Source organism: Tissierellales bacterium (assembly GCA_035301805.1).
In the GTDB taxonomy this organism is placed as follows: Bacteria; Bacillota; Clostridia; order Tissierellales; family DATGTQ01; genus DATGTQ01.
In genome coordinates this window covers 1-19,087 of sequence record DATGTQ010000120.1, presented here as the reverse complement: position 1 = coordinate 19,087, position 19,087 = coordinate 1, and the positions used below count along the sequence as shown (strand labels likewise).

Sequence of the window (19,087 nt, the reverse complement as noted above, 5' to 3'; positions counted from 1 at the left end):
TAGCGGTGAACCTAGATAATTAGCCCATGGTGCAGGTGTACAGGGTTTTGTAATTACATATTCTCTGTTTTTTTCATCAAAATACCCATATTTCATAATATCATTCCTTTACACTTCCAACTGCTACACCACCCACTATATATTTAGAAAGAATTATATATACAATGAGAATAGGTATAATAGCTAGAAATATTAACATATAAACTTGCCCCATATCAAATTTAAGATAATCAGCACTTCTTAATTGTGCTATCAAAATAGGCATAGTTTTATTTTCGGCGGACCTAATTATTAGTGATGGTATAAAATAGTTATTCCAAGAACTTACAAAGGTAAATATAGCTTGTACTGCAATAGCTGGTTTCATTATTGGTAGTACTATTTGGTTAAAAGTTCTAAACTCACTGGAACCATCTATTCTTGCCGCTTCTATAATAGCCTTTGGTAGATTACTTTGCATATAAGATATCATAAAATAGAATACAATAGGTGAGGCTATAGAAGGTAGAAATAAGGGAAGTAAAGAATCTACCATATCCAATTTCCCCATCCATCTTATAAAACCTAAAGCCGTAACTTGGGGAGGTACCATCATTATCATCATAATAAAACTAAAGGCAACCTTTTTAAATTTAAAGTCATAAGCATGTATACTAAAGGCTGTTAGAACAGAGAAATAAGTAGCCAGTAAGGCTGTAGCTATTGAAATAATTAAAGAATTTGCAATCCCATGGACAACTGGAAGCTCCTTATTCCCTAAAACATTTTTTAAATTATTTCCGAAAAAATTTCCAAAAGTAAAGGAAAATCCTTTCTGAATTTCAGAGTGAGCCCTAGTAGAATTCACTATCAGTATATAGAATGAAAACAAACACAGTATACTAAGTAGGATTAAGACTAAATAACATAGAAACTTATTAAGTTTACTTAATGACATTTTATTTTACCCCTCCTTTAGCAATTTTCCCTTTCCTATTGGGTTTTTCTTTAAATTCATCTTCCATAAGATTCCTATAGATAATAAAGCTAAATATAGCTGTTATTATAAAGAGAATAACTGATAATGCACCAGCTAGACCATAGTTTTTACTAAATAAATGCTTATTTAAATACATTATCATAGTCGCAGAGGTTCTATTTGGTCCTCCACTTCCATTTGTAAGTATTTGAGGCACATCAAACATCTGAACCCCACCTATTAGTGAGGTTAAAAACACATAGACTAATATTGGTTTTATAGAAGGTAGAGTTACATGCAAAAAAGTTTTCCAGGAATTAGCCCCATCAATTTGTGCTGCTTCAAGAATAGATTCATCAATTCCCATTACTCCAGCCATTAACAATATAGTCGTGTTCCCGAACCACATTAAAAAATTCATAAAGGCAATTAATCCCCTTGTTCCATTGATGCTTTGAAAAAAACTAACAGGTTGATAGCCTAATGCTATTAGCAAATTATTTACTGGCCCAATATCAGAGAACAGTGCCCAAAATAACATGGAAAAAGCTGCTGCCATAATCAAATTTGGCATATAAATTACGGTTTTAAAGAATCTTTGAAATTTTAGCTTAAGTCTGGCACTTGTAAACCATAGGGCTAAAACCATTGACACTATAATTTGAGGAATAAAACCGATTACCCAAATTAACAAAGTATTGTAAGCATATTTTGGTAAATCAGAATCAAAAAGTATAGTCTTATAGTTTTTAAGACCTACAAAGTTTGGTCCTATCTGCTTTAATCCACTCATATAATTTTCGAAAAAGCTATTGTAAAATGTTGAAAAAAGTGGAATCAAAGAAAATATTATATAAGTAATAAAAAAAGGTAATAAGAAAATATATCCCCATTTACTATAACTAATTGATTTTTGTTTCTTAGATATCCTCATATATATCACCTCTATATAAGTAAAGGGGGAGTGTGAAATTATCCCCCCTCCTTACTTTTATTTTTAAGGTCTCTTTAATTCTGGATATTTCTCTATAGCTGCATTATAAAAATTGTCAAGGGCCGTATCATAATCTATGGTTCCATTGAAATAATCTTTAAATGCAGTTTGAATTCCTTCATTTAATCCTTGATCATAAGGTGAAATATTGCTCATATCTATTCCTTTAGCTGACTCAGTAAATAGTTTGATATGATTTTGTCCACCTAGGAACGCTGATGCGAACTCATCATCTTGAGCAAGGGTTTCCATTGCTTTTATATTGTTTGTAAAATCTTGTGTATCCTTTGTTATATTAGTAAGGGTTTTTTCATCACAAGTCATAGTTCTCATAATTTCTTGAACTAAATCTAAGTTATCAGAACCTGCAGCAGCACATAGCCAGCTTCCACCCCAATAATAATTTTGAGGCCCTTCAACTACACCATAGTCACCAAATATACCATTTCCAGTTGTTGCTTCTTCAAATGCTTCTGGATCGCTTGTTGCAGTTAATCCATCTGGCAATGGTGTATCAAGTGCGTTACCTAACAGTGTAAAGTTAATACCCCATGTTGAATAGAAGAACCCAAAAACCTTACCTTCTGATCCTTGATCTGCTGCCCATGGATCCTCCCATAATTGGGTTTTGTTATTATAGCCCTTATCAGTAAATTCTTTTGTTTGTTTAATCCAATTAACAATATTATCATCAAGAACAATATTATTGTTTTCATCAACCCATGGATTTGACATATTATTCGAAAACGTACGATAAGAATCATCATATCCTGATAACATCTTATATCCTTTTTTATTAGCTTCTTCTGCTACCTCATGAAACTTTTCCCATGTAGATAATGCTTCTTGAACAGCTTCCGGATCATCTGTCCCTAAAACATCTTTTGCAATTGATCTTCTGTAAGCAAATAATCCTGGAGTAGCCTGCCATGAGCTACCTTTAATAACCCCATCGCCATCAGTTACAATTTCTTGAGTATATTTATACTGGCCTTGAATATCTTCTTGCTTTAGTCCAACATCATTTAAGATGTCTATTGTGTAATCACTATCCACATATTTTAGTGCATAATCAGCCTCTACTAAAAATAAATCTATTTTTTCATCATCAGGTGCATTTGCCTGACCCAATAATGCTTCATCCAAAGCATTTTGATATGCATTATCATCATTGGGGACTAAGGTAAACTTAACCTCAACATCATCTGGAAGCAAACCTTCGTCAACAAAATACCTCTCAAACAATCCTTTAAACTCGTCATTCCAACCCCAAATGTTTAAAACCTTTCCTTCTTCACCAACATCTGGTGTAGAATCAACAGGTTCCTCACCCTCATCGTCTGTAGGTGGTGTATCGGAATCTTTGGTATCGTTCCCACAGGCAGTAATTGAAAAAACTAAAATAAATACTAACATTAAACCAATTACTTTTTTTAACCCTTTCACATTTACTCCTCCTTTAATTTTATTACTCATTATGTACATGAGTTATATTAAAATTCGATTGTACTAATCGAATCCCCAACCAATAATTCTCCCTCAATCCAAATTTGCTTTGGTATATAGGTTTTTTTATCAACAATTGCATTTACTATACTTTGTGCTGCCTTCTTGCCTAATTCCTCCGTATTTTGTTTATAGGTTGTGAGTCTTGGCCTCAAAACTTGAGATAGATATATCCCATCATATCCAACTACACTTATATCATCAGGTACAGAAAGCCCCAAATCTTCAATTTCATTCATCCCACCAATAAAGGAAAAATCGTCAGGGTACATGATACAAGTTGGTGGTTCCTTAAGACTTAATAGCTCTTTAGTTGCCTGAGCAGAAGATTTAGGATCATGATATCTGGCTTTTTTTATATAATTATCGGACACTTTTATTCCCAATTTATCACATGTCCTATAAAATCCTGCTAGACGCCTTTGTGTAACAGAAGTATTTTCACCATGGATAAAACCAATTTTTCTATGGCCATATTCATATATATGATTTACCAGAGAATTAACACCTTTTAAATTGTCAGATAGTATAGCTGTACAATTATTAAATATATGATCTATAGTTACAACAGGTATCTCACTATTTATTAATTCAATAACTGCTGGATCATTAAAATCGACACATGCTATAACTACGCCATCACAATTTCTATATTTACTATGTTCATAATAAGTCATAGATATATTTCCAATATTATGACTAATAAACGTAATATCATATCCTAATTTCTCTGATTCAACTTTTAAACTATTTAGTACAGCTGAAAAATATTCATGTCTAAGTCCACTTTGCATTTCATCTACAAATAATACTCCAATATTGTTTGAACGGTTTGTCTTAAGAAGTCTAGCAGCAGCATTTGGAAAATAACCCATTTCTTTAGCTGTGTTCTGGATTAAAGCCTTGGTTCCTTCCCCAATTTCACTAGAGCCATTCAATGCTTTACTAACTGTAGAAACTGAATATCCACATTTTTTTGATATATCTCTTATAGTTACCATCTTTTTCTCTCCTAAGTTGTTATATTTACTATTCGAATACGTTTTCGTTTACTGTTCTTAATTTAATTATATGTGTAAAATTTATCTATGTCAACCCTATTTTATTGGAATTTCTCAATAATAATTCAAATTTTATTGCTTTTTCTTAAAAAATAGTTTATATTATAGACAATAACGAAAACGATATAGTTAGGGGGTAGTTATATGAAATATGGATATTTTGATGATATTAAGAAGGAATATGTTATTTCAACACCTTTTACACCTCTTCCCTGGATTAATTATCTAGGAAATGAAAATTTTTTTAGTTTGATTTCAAATACTATGGGAGGATACTGTTTTTATCGTGATGCAAGATTACAACGTTTAACTCGATTCCGTTACAATAATGTTCCTACAGATTCGGGAGGAAGATACTACTATATTAAAGAGAAAAACAAACCAGCCTGGAACCCTGGATTTTTACCTACTAAAACAGCTTTAGACAAATATATCTGTCGCCATGGATTAGGCTATACAATTATTGAAAGTGAAAAAGATAAGCTTCAAAGTAAATTAACAACCTTCGTACCCCTAGGGGAAAATTGTGAAATCCACAGTCTAACACTAACAAATAATTCTTCTATTGAAAAAACATTTAAGCTTCATAGTTTTATTGAATGGTGTTTGTGGGATGCCGTAGATGATAGCCAAAACTTCCAAAGAAACTTAAATCTTGCAGAAGTTGAAGTGGAAAATAGCCTAATCTATCACAAAACAGAATATAGAGAACGTAGAAATCATTATGCCTACTATGGTGTAAATACAGAAATATCTGGCTTTGATACAGATAGGGATATATTTCTAGGCTCTATTCGTGGCTTTGATGATCCAGAGGTAGTTGAAAAAGGAAATTCAAAGAATTCTATAGCACATGGATGGTATCCTATAGGTTCTCATCAAATAGACCTATCATTATCTCCAGGAGAAAGTAAAAACCTTATTTTTGTTTTAGGATATAGCCAAAACCCTACAAATGATAAGTGGGCAGAAAAAAACATTATAAACAAAGCAGGAGCTAAGAGAGTTTTAGATAAATTTAAAACCCTAGATTCCGTAAAACATGAATTAAATAGACTTGCAGATTATTGGAAAGAATTACTTTCACGCTTCCAACTAAATAGTAGCAATGAAGAAGTCAACAGGATGGTAAATATCTGGAACCAGTATCAATGTATGGTTACATTTAATATTAGTAGAAGTGCCAGCTATTTTGAAAGTGGAACTGGTAGGGGAATTGGATTTAGGGATGGTAATCAGGATCTCCTAGGATTTGTCCATTTAATACCAGAGAAGGCAAGAGAACGAATTATAGATATTGCATCAGTCCAATTTGAAAATGGCAGTACTTATCATCAGTATCAACCCTTAACAAAAAAAGGCAACCATAGCATAGGTTCGGGATTCAATGATGATCCTTTATGGCTAATAGCAAGTACTGTAGCATATATTAAGGAAACTGGTGATAGTAGTATATTAGATGAATTAGTCCCATTTGATAATATTCCAGGTACAGAAAAAACATTGTTTGAACATTTGAAGCGTAGTATAAACTATACTATAAATAATCTTGGTCCCCATGGATTACCTCTTATAGGTAGAGCCGATTGGAATGATTGCCTAAATCTAAACTGTTTTTCCACAGAAGCGGGGGAAAGTTTTCAAACCACAACAAATTTTGAAAGTGGTATAGCAGAAAGCATATTTATCGCAGGAATGTTTGTAAAGTATGGTAAAGAATATGCAGACCTATGCTATCGTTTTGGGTCTGAAGAAGAGGGAGATTCAATTCTAGAATATGTCTACAGTATGGAAGAATCAATATATGAACATGGTTGGGACGGAAACTGGTTTGTACGTGCATACGATGCATATGGAAATAAAGTAGGAAGTCATCAATCTGAAGAGGGACAAATATATATTGAACCACAGGGATTGTGTGTAATGGCTGGAATAGGACTTGAAAATGGATATGCAAAGAAGGCTTTAGACTCTGTACATGAAAAATTAGTTAGTGACTATGGTGTAGAGTTATTATCACCCTGTTATACAAAATATCATATAGAATTGGGTGAAATCACAACCTATCCCCCTGGATATAAAGAAAATGGTTCTATATTTTGTCATAACAATCCTTGGATAAGTATTGCCGAAACTAAGTTGGGTAGAGGTGATAAAGCTTTTGATATTTATAGAAAAATTTGTCCCTCCTTTGTTGAAGAATTTAGTGAAATACATAGAACAGAGCCCTATGTATATAGTCAAACCATAGCAGGACGTGAAAGTCATTCCTTTGGAGAAGCAAAAAATAGCTGGCTTACGGGAACGGCTGCATGGTCATTCGTAAATATTAGTCAATATATTTTAGGTATAAAACCAGATTTTGACGGATTAAGAATAGATCCCTGTCTCCCTAAGGAGTTAAAATCCTATAGTATTCAAAGGCTTTTTAGAAATTGTATATATATAATAGATATTGAAAATGTAGGACTTGGAAAGGTTGAAATAACCATAGATGACAAGAAGTTAGATGGTAATTTGATTCCTTTACAAAAAAACAAGGATATATGTAAGGTCAAGGTCAGAGTCTAGGAGTTTATTAAAAAGAATAGTAGTGGTAAATGTGGAGTTGAAGGTAAGCCAGCAAGTTATCCATCAAATCCACATTTTCTTTTTGTATATAAGTCCAAAATGTAATAAAAAGATTTTAATCGGTAGTGAAAAAACAGACCCCTAGAGCCAATTTATCCCTTTGTATTTTTACTGGTCTTGATATAGTAATAGTATCAACGCTATTGCTTATCTCAAGAAAAACTTTCGATTATAAAACTTTATAATCAAACATCTCATCTTGCAAAACTTGTTTGTAAGCAGAAAGTAATATCTTCTGTCCAATACCACCTATAATTTGTTCTAATCCTAAACAATAATTGTTATACGCCACATTATAATGTCCTCTTCCATAATTTTTCTTAACTTTTTGTGATTTTTAATTTACAATTTGTAAACTACAAACTTATTTTACTATTTAAGGGTTATTTTTAGAAACTCATCACTAAAGCCTTATTATCCCCTTGGTCTAACTAGAAATTTTCCTATATAAAAAAGGCTATGACTAATTTAGCCATAGCTTTTTATTATATTACTATTCTATTAACCTTTACACTAATTTTTTAACCTCTTCTATAGCCTTATCATAATCTGGATGTTCTCCAACTTCTTTTACGTATTCTACATATTTTACTATATTGTTTTCATCCATTACTACAATTCCTCTACTAAGCAATCTTAGTTCTTCCATTACAAACCCATAATTCATTCCAAAAGACAAATCTTTGTGGTCAGATAAAGTAATTACTTTATCAATATCTTTAGCTCCACAAAATCTTTTTTGTGCAAAAGGTAAGTCAACACTTATAGTCAGTATAACAACATCACCTAAATTAGCTGCTTCTTCATTAAATCTAGTAGTTTGAAGTTCACATACTCCTGTATCTAAAGAAGGAACTACACTAATTATCTTTACTTTATCACCTGCATCTTTTAAAGAATAAGGCTTTAAATCATTTGTAAGGGCTGTAAAATCTGGTCCTTTATCCCCTACATTTATTTCCTTTCCTATTAAAGTAACTGGTTCTCCTCCCATAGTTACAAGACCTTTTCTTTTTTCACCCATTCTATTTATCCCCTTCCATTTACTGAATTAAAATTTTGTCCATTATTAATAACTTACCCTATAAAATAGAGAAAACACTATATTTTTAATTTTTATTACAACAAAGTATATTTTAGATTTTATAGTGCAAAATATAACCATAATAAATAGTAAAGGATGAACAAAATGAAAATTCAAAAAAACACCATTGTTCCATTAGGCTATGGCAAGTTTGTTCGTGCGGATAAAATTATTGCTTTAGACCCTATAGAAGAAAATCGTGGTCCTGGTCGCCGTACTCTAGTATATATTGAAAACATCAATAATCCTATTACAGCCTCTAGAACAGAAACTTCTATATTAGCTAATATATCTAAAACTCCAAAAGAGGTTTTAGAAGCTACCGCTGCTCTAGAGTTATTACAAGATATATTAGATGATATAGAACAAATAGGCCCTATGCTTAAAAGAAGCATTAATGAAGAAGCTGGATTAAATCTAGATAGAATTGAGATGAAAATTAAAGAAATATTAAAAAATGAATTAGATCATAACTCTTAATTTATTATTCTTTTCTATCTATTCTTTTAGAGTAATCAATTATTCTTCTTTCATATTCTTGTTCCATTAAAGGTGATGATAATAAAAAATCTGCTGTTGATTGGTTACTAGCAACAGGTATATCATACAAAGCAGATATACGAAGCAATGCCTTTACATCAGGATCGTGGGGTTGAGCTGTTAGTGGATCCCAGAAGAAAATCATAAAATCTATACTTCCTTCTGCAATACGAGCACCAATTTGTTGATCTCCACCTAAAGGTCCACTTTTAAATCTCTTAACTGGTAGTCCAACCTTCTCAGATATAAGTTTGGCAGTTGTCCCTGTTCCACATAAAAAATGTTGATTTAATTTATCTTTATGTGCTTTTGCCCATTCAATTAAATCCTTTTTTCTATTATCATGAGCAATTAAAGCTATATGTTTTTGTTTCTTCATTATAATAATCACCCCTTTAAAATTAGTCTTTTAAAAATATTTTTACTTCTATTCTATACCAATTTTGTATCTTTTCTTTATTTTGTACTATACCATATATTAATTTTCCTGCATCCATTAACCTAGCTAATATTTCGTTTTTTACCCTTGGAACATAACCTACCTTATTACCTGACAAATCTTTGATTACTATTGCTAGTTTATCATATTTATTGTCAGGTTCTCTAAAAAAATTTAACTTTACGCCACTATCTAAATTCTTTGCAATGGTATCCATATTAGAAACATAAGAGGTCCCCGCAATATGAGTTTCTATAAGAAATATTTCTCTTGAAAATGGCTTACTTAAATTGCTGCCATTACTTTTTCCTATAATTTCAATTATTCCTTTTTCATCAGGCTTAATTAACTTCCCCATATATGTCACCTCAATTCAAAATTCCTCCAGTGTCTGTCATAATCATAGATAAATATCCTTCTAATTCCTTTAATATAGTTCTTCCCCCTTGAATAGACTCCTTCAGTTGTTTTTGCTTTTTATGTACTTCCTCTTCATCCTTAAGAAATTCCACCATATTAAAAGGGAATCCTTCTTGAATTTTTTCTATTTCTAATAACATATCCATAATCTTTTTTTTAAAAAATCCTACCTTTTCTTCTAACTCTTCTATCATATTAATATCATCATAGCTTTCTAAAGGTTCATACTCCATAGTAAATTCATATAATATTTTTAGCATTTCAATATCCGTAGACTCATAAGCATCATTTACTTTAACCCATAGAGCTTTCTGCTCTTTTGTCATACTAGGGTTTAAATCAGGATGGAGTCTTTTCACTAATTTCCTGTATAATTTTTTTAACACAGATACTTCTTCCCCCGTTAAAGTTCCACAATTATTTAAATAATTAGCTAATTCCATATCCTTTGACATTTTTTCTAGCTCCTTAATATATTCTTCATATTCTTTATCTAATTCTTCATCTATTTCAATTTCATTTATGGGCTCTTGTAAGTTAATTGCTGCCTGTACCATGGCAATTTTTCGCCTTATACGAGATATATTACATTCTAACTTAAATAATTCATATTCTAATTTTCCAACCTTGTTTATGTATTCTGTTTCTAAATATACAGCTTTATGATATATTAAATACTCTCTATCTTCTATAATAACCGAAAGTTGTTCCTTTAAATTATCTAACTTTTTTAACATTTTTTTAAATTTAGGATGAATTTCAATACTAGCCATAATATCACCTTCCCCAGTAACTATACCCTGAAATTAAATATAGGATATACTATTAGTATATCCTATTAAGTGGTAGAAAGCATTGTTAAAAAAGGCATTAATATACCCATTATCCCCCCAAAAGTGCTCCTAGCCATGTTATCGCTTTTAATTCTTTATTAGCTATTTCAATTATAATTTCTTCTGCAAAGGCTACATCGAATCTATTTATTTCGTCTTCAACCACTTTTGAAATATCTAATAATTCTACAATATATGGCAATCTATTTTTTGTGAAGTCCTCAAAAATCTTTTTCGAAAAATCAGCAATTTTAGTAACAATAGTTTCATCTATATCCCCAATAATATGAGATATAGGCTTATTTATAATTTCTTTAATATTCTTGCGTACAATTAAGGACATGTTACTATATAGGTTTTGTGTAGATATTTTACTTTCTAAAAGCTTATCTATTGATGTTGTAATAATAAATGTAATATACTTATTAATTTTAGGACTATAAATATAACCTTCAATTGCTGCAAATATTTTCTCCACAATTAATTCAGTACTTACAAATCTAGTTATTAATCTACTTACATTTTGTGAAACAACTTCAGCAATGGAGCCCTTAATCTTCATTTGTATAGAAGGTGTTTCAAATATGCTTCGTAATCCATTTGTTATATCTTCATCATGTCTTTCAACATACTCTTTAATATCACTAACAATATTATCTGGAATTATTTCTTCTAAGGTCTTTTGATCATATTCTAACTCATTTATTTTATTATAAATTTCCTCTTCAGATAGTTCTGTTTCCTTATGTTTAGAACCTTTATTCTTGATTCCTGAACAAATAAGATTGGTAACATTTTCTGATACTGCATTTAAGAAATTATTATATTTTTCTTCATCAAGATTTGGAACTAAATCTTTTATAGATTTATTGCTTTCTTTTAAACTATTTATATTATGTTCTACCCATGTTCTTACCTTATCATTATTTTCATCATTAGATATAGATTTCATAATTATTTCAGGAGACAAAAGATATGCACCTACTGTATCTCCTACACTTTTTGCTATTCTACCTTTTTCTTTTGGAATAAGACCTGGGGTAAAAGGAACATGAATACCTAAAAATTTCTTTTCATAATGAGGTCTAAACAACATCTTTATAGCAAACCAATTAGTAATATATCCAATAACTGCTCCAACTGTTATAGGTATTATAAACTTCATACTTTCCACCTCTTCAATTGAATGTACATTTCATATATTATATATTTAGTTAGTTAATCTTAATCATCCTCTTTAAACAAACCTGAAGTTTTATTCACATCCATAACAAACATTATCCCTTTACCTTTTTCATCAATATGCAAAGCGTCTTTTATAGATTTAATCACTTTATCAGATTTTTCTTTCTCAATTATTATCATAACTATTTCTTTTTCTGGTTCAATACGCATTGCGAAAAAGGTTTCTTCCTCATGAATACCAGAACCTCTTGCATTTATAATAGTAGCTCCCCTAGAACCTGCTGAATTAGCAACATCTATAACTTCTTGCCCAAGCCCTCTTTCTACTATAGTAAAAATAGCTTCATATTCATCCATTTCATAATTACCTCCTGTTTTAGGTTCATTAATAGATTCTTTACTAATTTCTAAACCTATAACTTTGTTTAAAGATGTAGAAAAAACTATTCCATGATTAGGCTTATCTATATGACACTTTTTGGTTAGAGTTTCATGAATTTGGTTTTCAAGTTGTTTTTCTGAAACTATCAAAACTATTTCCTTTTTCACCCTATCAAGACCTAAAAATTCTAAAATATGATTTTTAACTGTACCCTTGCCTAAAAAAATAGTTCCTCCTGATGCCCCAATCTTTTTAGCCTCATCTAAAACTTTACTTCCTATACCTGAGTTTACTACAACGAAAGTCAAAATATTTTCTTCATCAACCATATTTAATCCCACCTTACTCCACCCCTTTTTTTGTAGCCTTATAATTATATATTACTCCTAAAACCTGTATAGCAATTAGAGGCGTCAATGCTACCATAGCAATTACTCCAAATGCATCAATTAATACATTTGCTCCTTCAGTTGCTTCCGCTACCCCCTGAGCAAAAGCCAGTATAAAAGTTGCAGTCATAGGCCCGGAAGCCACTCCACCAGAGTCAAAAGCAATCCCAACAAACAAAGTAGGTGCAAAATATGTTAAAACTACTGCCACTAAATAACCTGGTACAAGAAAATGCCATAATCTAACTTTTGGAACCAATATTCTTACCATAGAAAGTGATACTGCTATCGCAACTCCTATAGATAGAGTATATAAAATAACTTTCTTTTTTATATGTCCACTAGTAACATCTTCAATTTGTTCATTTAATATATACACTGCTGGTTCAGCTAATATTACTGTAAATCCTAAGAAAAATCCTATAGGTATAACAATCCAATTATTTTCTACAGATGCAACAGCATGGCCTATAGCACTACCAGCCTCCATAAACCCTGCATTTACTCCTGTAAGAAACATAGTAAACCCTATAAAGGTATATACCAATCCTTTCAATATTCTTCTTAACTCTTTTTTTGACAATTTAAAAAACAACATTTGAAATAGCAAAAATAAAATTAATAATGGTAGCAAAGCCAATGTCACTTCAAGTAATAACTTAGGGATCTCTTCTACAAAAGGATATAATATACCATTTATATTTTCAGGATAATTGGGTAAACTTCCTGTTAACGATTCTATACCTGAAAATATACCCATAGTAAGAACCGCCATCATAGGCCCAGCTGATGCTAACCCAAGCAAACCAAAGCTATCTTCTTCAGATGCTTTTCCTCCTTGAGTAGAAGAAACTCCTAAGCCTAAGGCCAGAATAAATGGAACTGTCATAGAGCCTGTAGTTGCTCCCCCTGAATCAAAAGCTATTCCCAAGAATGATTCAGGTGCAAATATTACAAGGACAAATATGATTCCGTATAATACCGTAAAAAGTTTATTAATAGGTATATTAAATACTATTCTTACCAACCCTAAAGCAACTAATACACCTACTCCTATTGAAACTACGATTACTAATCTTGCCTGAGTTATTGCTCCTGAAGTTACTTCATTTACTTGCCTAGCTAATACTTGTAAATCTGGTTCAGCAATACTTATAAGGAATCCAAGGATAAATCCAAAAAATATCATTATCCATAATTTTTTTCTTTTTGTAATAGATGAACCCATAAGAGAACCTATAGGTTGTATACCTATATCAGCTCCAAATAAAAATATAGCCAATCCAAATATTATAAATATTGCCCCTATTATAAATCTCCAAACTAAATTTGCTCCTATAGGAGCAACGGTAAAGTTAAGTATTAATACTATAATAGTGATTGGAAGTACTGCAAATATAACTTCTTTTAACTTCTCCATCAGAATACTCAATTAATACCAACATCCTTTCCAATGTATTTATATGTTTTAGCATACGTTCATTTATACCCATTCATAATATTCCTAAACATTTTAATAAAAATTAGGTATATATTTTTTCTGGAGTTTTTTAGTTTTAAATTTATTGGGTACTATAATTATAGAACTAGCAGAAAGGAGTTCAGTCTATGAGCAAAACAAAATTAAAAGCCAATTTAAAAGGAAATATGGGGTTTGAAATGGATCTTGATGGTCATAAATTTATTACCGACGCTTCTGAGGAAATAGGAGGCAATGACCTTGGACCACGTCCTAAACAACTTCTATTAGTAGGATTAATTGGTTGTACTGGTATTGATGTTATGTCAATATTGAATAAAATGAAAGTAGAGCCAGAAGATTTAAATATTGAAGTAGAGGCAGATAATACGGAAGAACACCCAAAAGTTTATGAAAATATTCATTTAACTTTTAATTTTAAAGGAAAAAATCTTCCTAAAGAAAAAATAGAAAGAGCTATATCACTATCACAAGAAAGATATTGCGGTGTTTCTGCTATGTTGAAGAAGGCTACATCTGTTACCTATGACATAGTAATTGAAGAGTAGAAATAAAACATTAGGGTAATTACCTTAATGTTTTATTTCTACCCCATAAACCTCATTTTAACGCCCTTTTCATTAAATTCATTTCCTACACCTTTTATTTTTTATATGTTAATCCTAAGTCTTCTTATCTCTATATCCATTATATCTGCTGTGCCAAGACCCATGAAAACCCCTATTTAATAGTAAATTTTTACCCGTTAATTTCTCAGGTCTTGCTATCTATTCTGCTACTTTTTTAATTCTTCTTTAATTATTAAAGATAACAGATTTATATCCCATTTTTATCTATAATAATTTTATCTTCTATTACTAATTCTATATTACCATATTAGGAAATACTATAGTATAATACTATATGGGAATCTAATAAGATTTTCAAAGAAAAGGAGAGAAACTTATGGATAAAAAAGTAATACTAGGTATGAGTGGTGGAGTTGACTCATCTGTTTCTGCTTTACTACTTAAAGAAGCAGGCTATGAAGTTATCGGACTCTTTATGAAAAATTGGGATGAAAAAGATGAAAATGGTGTATGTACAGCTACTGAAGATTCTGATGATGCAAGAAGAGTTGCCCATCAATTAGATATACCATATTATACTATAAACTTTGAAGAAGAATACTGGGATAGAGTTTTTACTTATTTTCTAGATGAATATAAAAAGGGAAGAACTCCTAACCCTGATGTAATGTGCAACCAAGAAATTAAATTTAATGCTTTTTTAGACTATGCTTTAACTTTAGATGCTGATTATATAGCTATGGGCCATTATGCACAAGTTGAAGAAAGAAACGGGGATTATTATCTATTACGGGGAAAAGATAATAACAAAGATCAAAGCTATTTTCTATCAAGAATAGGTCAAAAAGCACTTTCTAAAACCTTATTTCCTATAGGACATTTAGAAAAAAGTCAAGTTAGAGAATTGGCAAATAAGCATAATTTATATACTGCAAAAAAGAAGGATTCAACAGGTATATGCTTTATAGGCGAGAGAAACTTTGATAAATTTTTAGATAAATACCTTCTTGCAAAAGAGGGAAATATAATGGATGTAGATGGAAATAAAGTAGGTAAACATGCTGGACTTATTCACTATACTTTAGGTCAAAGAAGAGGAATAGGCATAGGGGGAGTGGGAACAGGAGAACCTTGGTTTGTAGCTGGGAAAAATTTAAAAAAGAATATACTTTATGTTGCACAAGGCAAAAACCATCCAGCTTTATATTCCACTTCACTAATTGGAGAATCACCTTCATGGATATTGAAAAGAGCCCCTAATATGCCATTAAAATGCACTGCTAAATTTAGATATAGACAATCAGATATACCTGTAACAGTATGTATTTTAGATGATGGAAACCTTCATATAAAATATGACAAACCTGTTAAAGCAGTGACACCTGGTCAAGTTGCAGTTTTATATAAAGATGAAGTATGTCTTGGTAGTTCCATAATAAAATCTATAAAGCCTTTAGAAAAAAAATACTCATATCTAAATAATGATTAAAAAATACTCTTTCTGATAAAGATTTTAAAAATCCTTATCAAGAAAGAGTATTTTTAAAGTCCTAGTATAGATTACAAATAATTTCTATCTTAATATTATGCTACTATATTTTACTTCATAACAGCATATAAAATTTTATTAATATTATCTTAAGGTACGTTTTAAAAACTCTTTTGTACGTTTTTGCTTTGGATTATTAAAAATTTCTTTGGGACTTCCTTCTTCTACAATAACTCCTTGATCCATAAATACTATACGATCTGCTATATCTCTTGCAAATTCCATTTCATGAGTTACTATTAACATAGTAAGCCCAATTTGGCCAAGTTCTTTCATAACTTTAAGAACCTCCTCTACCATTTCTGGATCAAGAGCCGACGTCGGCTCATCAAATAACATAACATCTGGTTCCATTGAAAGAGCTCTAGCAATAGCTACACGTTGCTTTTGACCTCCTGATAATTGTTTTGGTTTGGCATTAATATATTGATCCATTTCAACAACTTTTAAATATTTCATAGCTACTTTTTCAGCTTCTTCCCTAGAACGTTTTAAGACTTTTGTTTGACCTACTATGCAATTATTTAAAACATTATAATTATTAAACAAGTTAAATTGCTGAAATACCATGCCTAATTTAGTACGATAAGAGTAAATATCATGATCTTCATCTAAAATATTTTCTCCTTTGTAAATAATTTCCCCACCACTGGACTTTTCTAAAAGATTAATACAACGAAGAAGGGTTGATTTCCCAGATCCAGACGAACCAATAATACATACTACCTCTCCTTCTTTTACAGAAAAATCAATGTCCTTTAATACTTCACGAGTCCCAAAAGATTTGCTTAAATGCTGTATATTAATTATCTCCTTCACAACTAACCCTCCACATATAATATATTTAGAACCAATTATTAAATAACAATTATATTTTTATCTTAAATGTTTTGGCACTAAATAACATCACTATTGTTTATTCTATACGCTATATCTTCAGGCTTTTCTACCTGCATTTGATTAGCATATATAACATAATTTTCTGGTCCATCTAACTTTTTCTCAATAAAACGCAAAATTCTTGTCACCGTAAAAGTCATTATAAAATAAATTACGGAAGCAACAAAGAAGGATTCAAAATATCTAAAGTTATTTCCTGCAATTGTTTTTGTTTGAAAATATAGTTCTGTTACGGAAATTACATTGAGCACTGATGTATCCTTTATATTTATTACAAACTCGTTACCTGTTGCTGGCAAAATATTACGGATCACTTGTGGTAATATAACATTGTTCATAGTTTGAATATGATTCATACCTATTGCATGAGCAGCCTCAAATTGTCCTTTATCAATAGCAATAATACCACCTCTAACAATTTCCGACATATAAGCTCCTGTGTTAATGGATACTATGAAAAGAGCTGCTGACAACCTATTCATGTCTACACCAAAGGCTAAAGCAGACCCATAATAGACCACCATAGCTTGTACAATCATAGGCGTTCCACGAAATACTTCTATATAAATAGATAAAACAATATTGACAATTTTAAGAATAGCTTTTTTAATTCCCTGTTTAGGTGCTGGAATCGTCCGTATAATCCCTACTAGTAAACCTATAATAAATCCTAATATAGTACCAATTATAGAAATATAAAGAGTTACACCTGCCCCCTGTAGAAACATTGTCCAATTTTCTGAAATAATTTTTACTACCCATTCATAACTCATTTTTCCTCTCCCCTAAAAAATAATATAAAACATGTATTACTCAGCTGCTGGTTGATTCTTAATAGCATTATCCATAATGTTTGTACGTTCTTCTTCTGAAATATTTGAAAGAATCTCGTTAATTTTCTTAGTTAATTCACTATCCTTTGTAATACCTACAGCAATTGCCGTATCATCATCGGATGTTGTAAAACCATCTTTAAATTCTACCATTTTAAATTTATCGTTGGCAGATTCAGCACTAATACCTTCTGGTCGCTCTGATACATATCCATCAATCATTCCAGATTCAAGAGCAACTCTCATAGCTGTAAAATTATCCATAGCTGGTTCTTCCACCACTCCTTCAATTTGACTAATTACTGAATAGTGAAATGTATTTAATTGGCCAGTTACTTTTGCTCCTTTGAAATCCTGAATTGAATTAGCTCCTTCATATTCTCCACCTTTTTTAACTACCATAACTAAATCTGATTTATAATAGTTATCCGAAAAATCTATAGTCTTTTTACGTTCTTCTGTAGGGGACATACCTGCCATAATTACATCGATTTTTCCCGAGGATAATGCTGGTATAAGACCATCCCATTCAGTTTTAACGACTACTAGCTCTTTCCCTAAACCATCAGCAATTTTTTTAGCCATCTCTATATCATATCCACCAGCATATTCTGAACTACCTTCAATTTTTACACTGCCATTAGAATCATTTACTTGAGTCCAATTAAATGGTGGATATCCACATTCCATACCTACCGTAAAAGTATCTTTTTCTGTTCCTTTTTCCATTGTACTTTTCACATCGCCTTTTGCTCCACATCCTGCTACTACAATAATTAGTAAAAGTAGCATTGCTACTAACAACGATAATCTTTTTCTCATTTTTTATCTCTCCTTTTATTAATAAATTAAATTTAATATATTATTTTATTGCAAAATAAAAGAAACCTGAGGTAAACTCAGGTTTCTATATGTATAGCGCCTATAATTTCCTCTCTTTCCCAAATGAGATAGCACACTCAATAAACTGGGAGTTTATTGAGACAGTCCTACAGCTATTAACTGTAGACCCAGCAAATAATACTGAGAATATTATTCACTTCGGCGGTATTTCCTTCTTCTTAGCATCATTGCTTCTCAAACTCCACTAAGAACTGTTAAATATCGCTCCTCTACCTCACTTGTAAAAGTGAGGTCTTATTAAATTGTTTCATCTATTGTATAATAAGATATAATTTATGTCAACCGCTTTTCCATTTCATTAATTTATTATAGTAAATTAATAAGCTTATTCTAACCATACATGAACAATTACTACAAATTTTAACCTAGACTTGCAAGAATTCTCCCATCTTAAGTATATCAAGCAGTTTCTCAGTATTATTCATAAATGA

General features: G+C 31.0%; 19 protein-coding genes and 1 riboswitch. Of the genes, 4 read left to right on the top strand and 15 right to left on the bottom strand.

Annotated elements, in window-relative coordinates:
* Positions 1-100 precede the first annotated feature (100 nt).
* The 4 genes from VK071_05540 to VK071_05525 all read right to left on the bottom strand — a co-directional run bounded on the left by VK071_05540 (position 101) and on the right by VK071_05525 (position 4,459).
* Positions 101-847 carry a carbohydrate ABC transporter permease gene (locus VK071_05540; GenBank protein HLR34778.1) on the bottom strand — a complete coding sequence of 249 codons (747 nt, stop codon included), beginning with the start codon at positions 845-847 and terminating at the stop codon, positions 101-103.
* Between the two features lie 91 nt (positions 848-938).
* Positions 939-1,892 carry a sugar ABC transporter permease gene (locus VK071_05535; GenBank protein ID HLR34777.1) on the bottom strand — a complete coding sequence of 318 codons (954 nt, stop codon included), beginning with the start codon at positions 1,890-1,892 and terminating at the stop codon, positions 939-941.
* A gap of 63 nt (positions 1,893-1,955) precedes the next feature.
* Positions 1,956-3,398 (bottom strand): ABC transporter substrate-binding protein, encoded by a 1,443-nt coding sequence (locus VK071_05530; GenBank protein HLR34776.1) that lies wholly within the window; start codon positions 3,396-3,398, stop codon positions 1,956-1,958.
* 47 nt (positions 3,399-3,445) lie between these two features.
* A complete protein-coding gene (locus tag VK071_05525; protein ID HLR34775.1) occupies positions 3,446-4,459 on the bottom strand; it encodes a LacI family DNA-binding transcriptional regulator in 1,014 nt (337 codons plus the stop codon).
* 204 nt (positions 4,460-4,663) lie between these two features.
* Between VK071_05525 and VK071_05520 the strand changes: the two genes are divergently transcribed.
* Complete coding sequence (locus tag VK071_05520) at positions 4,664-7,090, top strand: hypothetical protein (protein HLR34774.1); 2,427 nt, start codon at positions 4,664-4,666, stop codon at positions 7,088-7,090.
* A 229-nt stretch (positions 7,091-7,319) separates the two neighbouring features.
* Here the strand turns inward: VK071_05520 and VK071_05515 are convergent, their stop codons facing one another.
* On the bottom strand, positions 7,320-7,442 hold the full coding sequence (locus VK071_05515) for a hypothetical protein (protein ID HLR34773.1): 123 nt from the start codon (positions 7,440-7,442) through the stop codon (positions 7,320-7,322).
* A gap of 216 nt (positions 7,443-7,658) precedes the next feature.
* Entirely contained in the window at positions 7,659-8,174 is a 516-nt protein-coding gene (gene tpx, locus VK071_05510; protein ID HLR34772.1) for a thiol peroxidase, read from the bottom strand.
* A 165-nt stretch (positions 8,175-8,339) separates the two neighbouring features.
* On the opposite strand from tpx, the gene VK071_05505 reads away from it, so the two are divergent.
* On the top strand, positions 8,340-8,714 hold the full coding sequence (locus VK071_05505; GenBank protein HLR34771.1) for a hypothetical protein: 375 nt from the start codon (positions 8,340-8,342) through the stop codon (positions 8,712-8,714).
* 4 nt (positions 8,715-8,718) lie between these two features.
* Here the strand turns inward: VK071_05505 and VK071_05500 are convergent, their stop codons facing one another.
* The 6 genes from VK071_05500 to VK071_05475 all read right to left on the bottom strand — a co-directional run bounded on the left by VK071_05500 (position 8,719) and on the right by VK071_05475 (position 13,842).
* Complete coding sequence (locus VK071_05500; protein HLR34770.1) at positions 8,719-9,153, bottom strand: methylglyoxal synthase; 435 nt, start codon at positions 9,151-9,153, stop codon at positions 8,719-8,721.
* Between the two features lie 22 nt (positions 9,154-9,175).
* Positions 9,176-9,571, bottom strand: a complete 396-nt coding sequence (locus VK071_05495) for an HIRAN domain-containing protein (protein HLR34769.1) — start codon at positions 9,569-9,571, stop codon at positions 9,176-9,178.
* A 10-nt stretch (positions 9,572-9,581) separates the two neighbouring features.
* Positions 9,582-10,406: a hypothetical protein gene (locus VK071_05490; GenBank protein ID HLR34768.1), complete on the bottom strand. Its 825-nt coding sequence runs from the start codon at positions 10,404-10,406 to the stop codon at positions 9,582-9,584.
* A gap of 109 nt (positions 10,407-10,515) precedes the next feature.
* Positions 10,516-11,631 (bottom strand): DUF445 family protein, encoded by a 1,116-nt coding sequence (locus tag VK071_05485; protein HLR34767.1) that lies wholly within the window; start codon positions 11,629-11,631, stop codon positions 10,516-10,518.
* Between the two features lie 59 nt (positions 11,632-11,690).
* Complete coding sequence (locus VK071_05480) at positions 11,691-12,362, bottom strand: P-II family nitrogen regulator (protein HLR34766.1); 672 nt, start codon at positions 12,360-12,362, stop codon at positions 11,691-11,693.
* A gap of 13 nt (positions 12,363-12,375) precedes the next feature.
* Positions 12,376-13,842: a DUF1538 domain-containing protein gene (locus VK071_05475; GenBank protein HLR34765.1), complete on the bottom strand. Its 1,467-nt coding sequence runs from the start codon at positions 13,840-13,842 to the stop codon at positions 12,376-12,378.
* A gap of 188 nt (positions 13,843-14,030) precedes the next feature.
* On the opposite strand from VK071_05475, the gene VK071_05470 reads away from it, so the two are divergent.
* Both VK071_05470 and mnmA read left to right on the top strand, forming a co-directional pair.
* Positions 14,031-14,450, top strand: a complete 420-nt coding sequence (locus tag VK071_05470) for an OsmC family protein (GenBank protein HLR34764.1) — start codon at positions 14,031-14,033, stop codon at positions 14,448-14,450.
* A gap of 397 nt (positions 14,451-14,847) precedes the next feature.
* Positions 14,848-15,960 (top strand): tRNA 2-thiouridine(34) synthase MnmA, encoded by a 1,113-nt coding sequence (gene mnmA / locus VK071_05465; GenBank protein HLR34763.1) that lies wholly within the window; start codon positions 14,848-14,850, stop codon positions 15,958-15,960.
* Positions 15,961-16,104: 144 nt separating this feature from the next.
* Here mnmA and VK071_05460 read toward each other — a convergent pair whose 3' ends face one another.
* The 3 genes from VK071_05460 to VK071_05450 form a co-directional block, all read right to left on the bottom strand.
* Positions 16,105-16,839 (bottom strand): amino acid ABC transporter ATP-binding protein, encoded by a 735-nt coding sequence (locus VK071_05460; protein ID HLR34762.1) that lies wholly within the window; start codon positions 16,837-16,839, stop codon positions 16,105-16,107.
* A 77-nt stretch (positions 16,840-16,916) separates the two neighbouring features.
* Complete coding sequence (locus VK071_05455) at positions 16,917-17,693, bottom strand: amino acid ABC transporter permease (protein ID HLR34761.1); 777 nt, start codon at positions 17,691-17,693, stop codon at positions 16,917-16,919.
* Positions 17,694-17,729: 36 nt separating this feature from the next.
* Positions 17,730-18,575, bottom strand: a complete 846-nt coding sequence (locus VK071_05450) for a transporter substrate-binding domain-containing protein (GenBank protein ID HLR34760.1) — start codon at positions 18,573-18,575, stop codon at positions 17,730-17,732.
* A gap of 121 nt (positions 18,576-18,696) precedes the next feature.
* Positions 18,697-18,876, bottom strand: a riboswitch (Lysine riboswitch).
* Positions 18,877-19,087 lie beyond the last annotated feature (211 nt).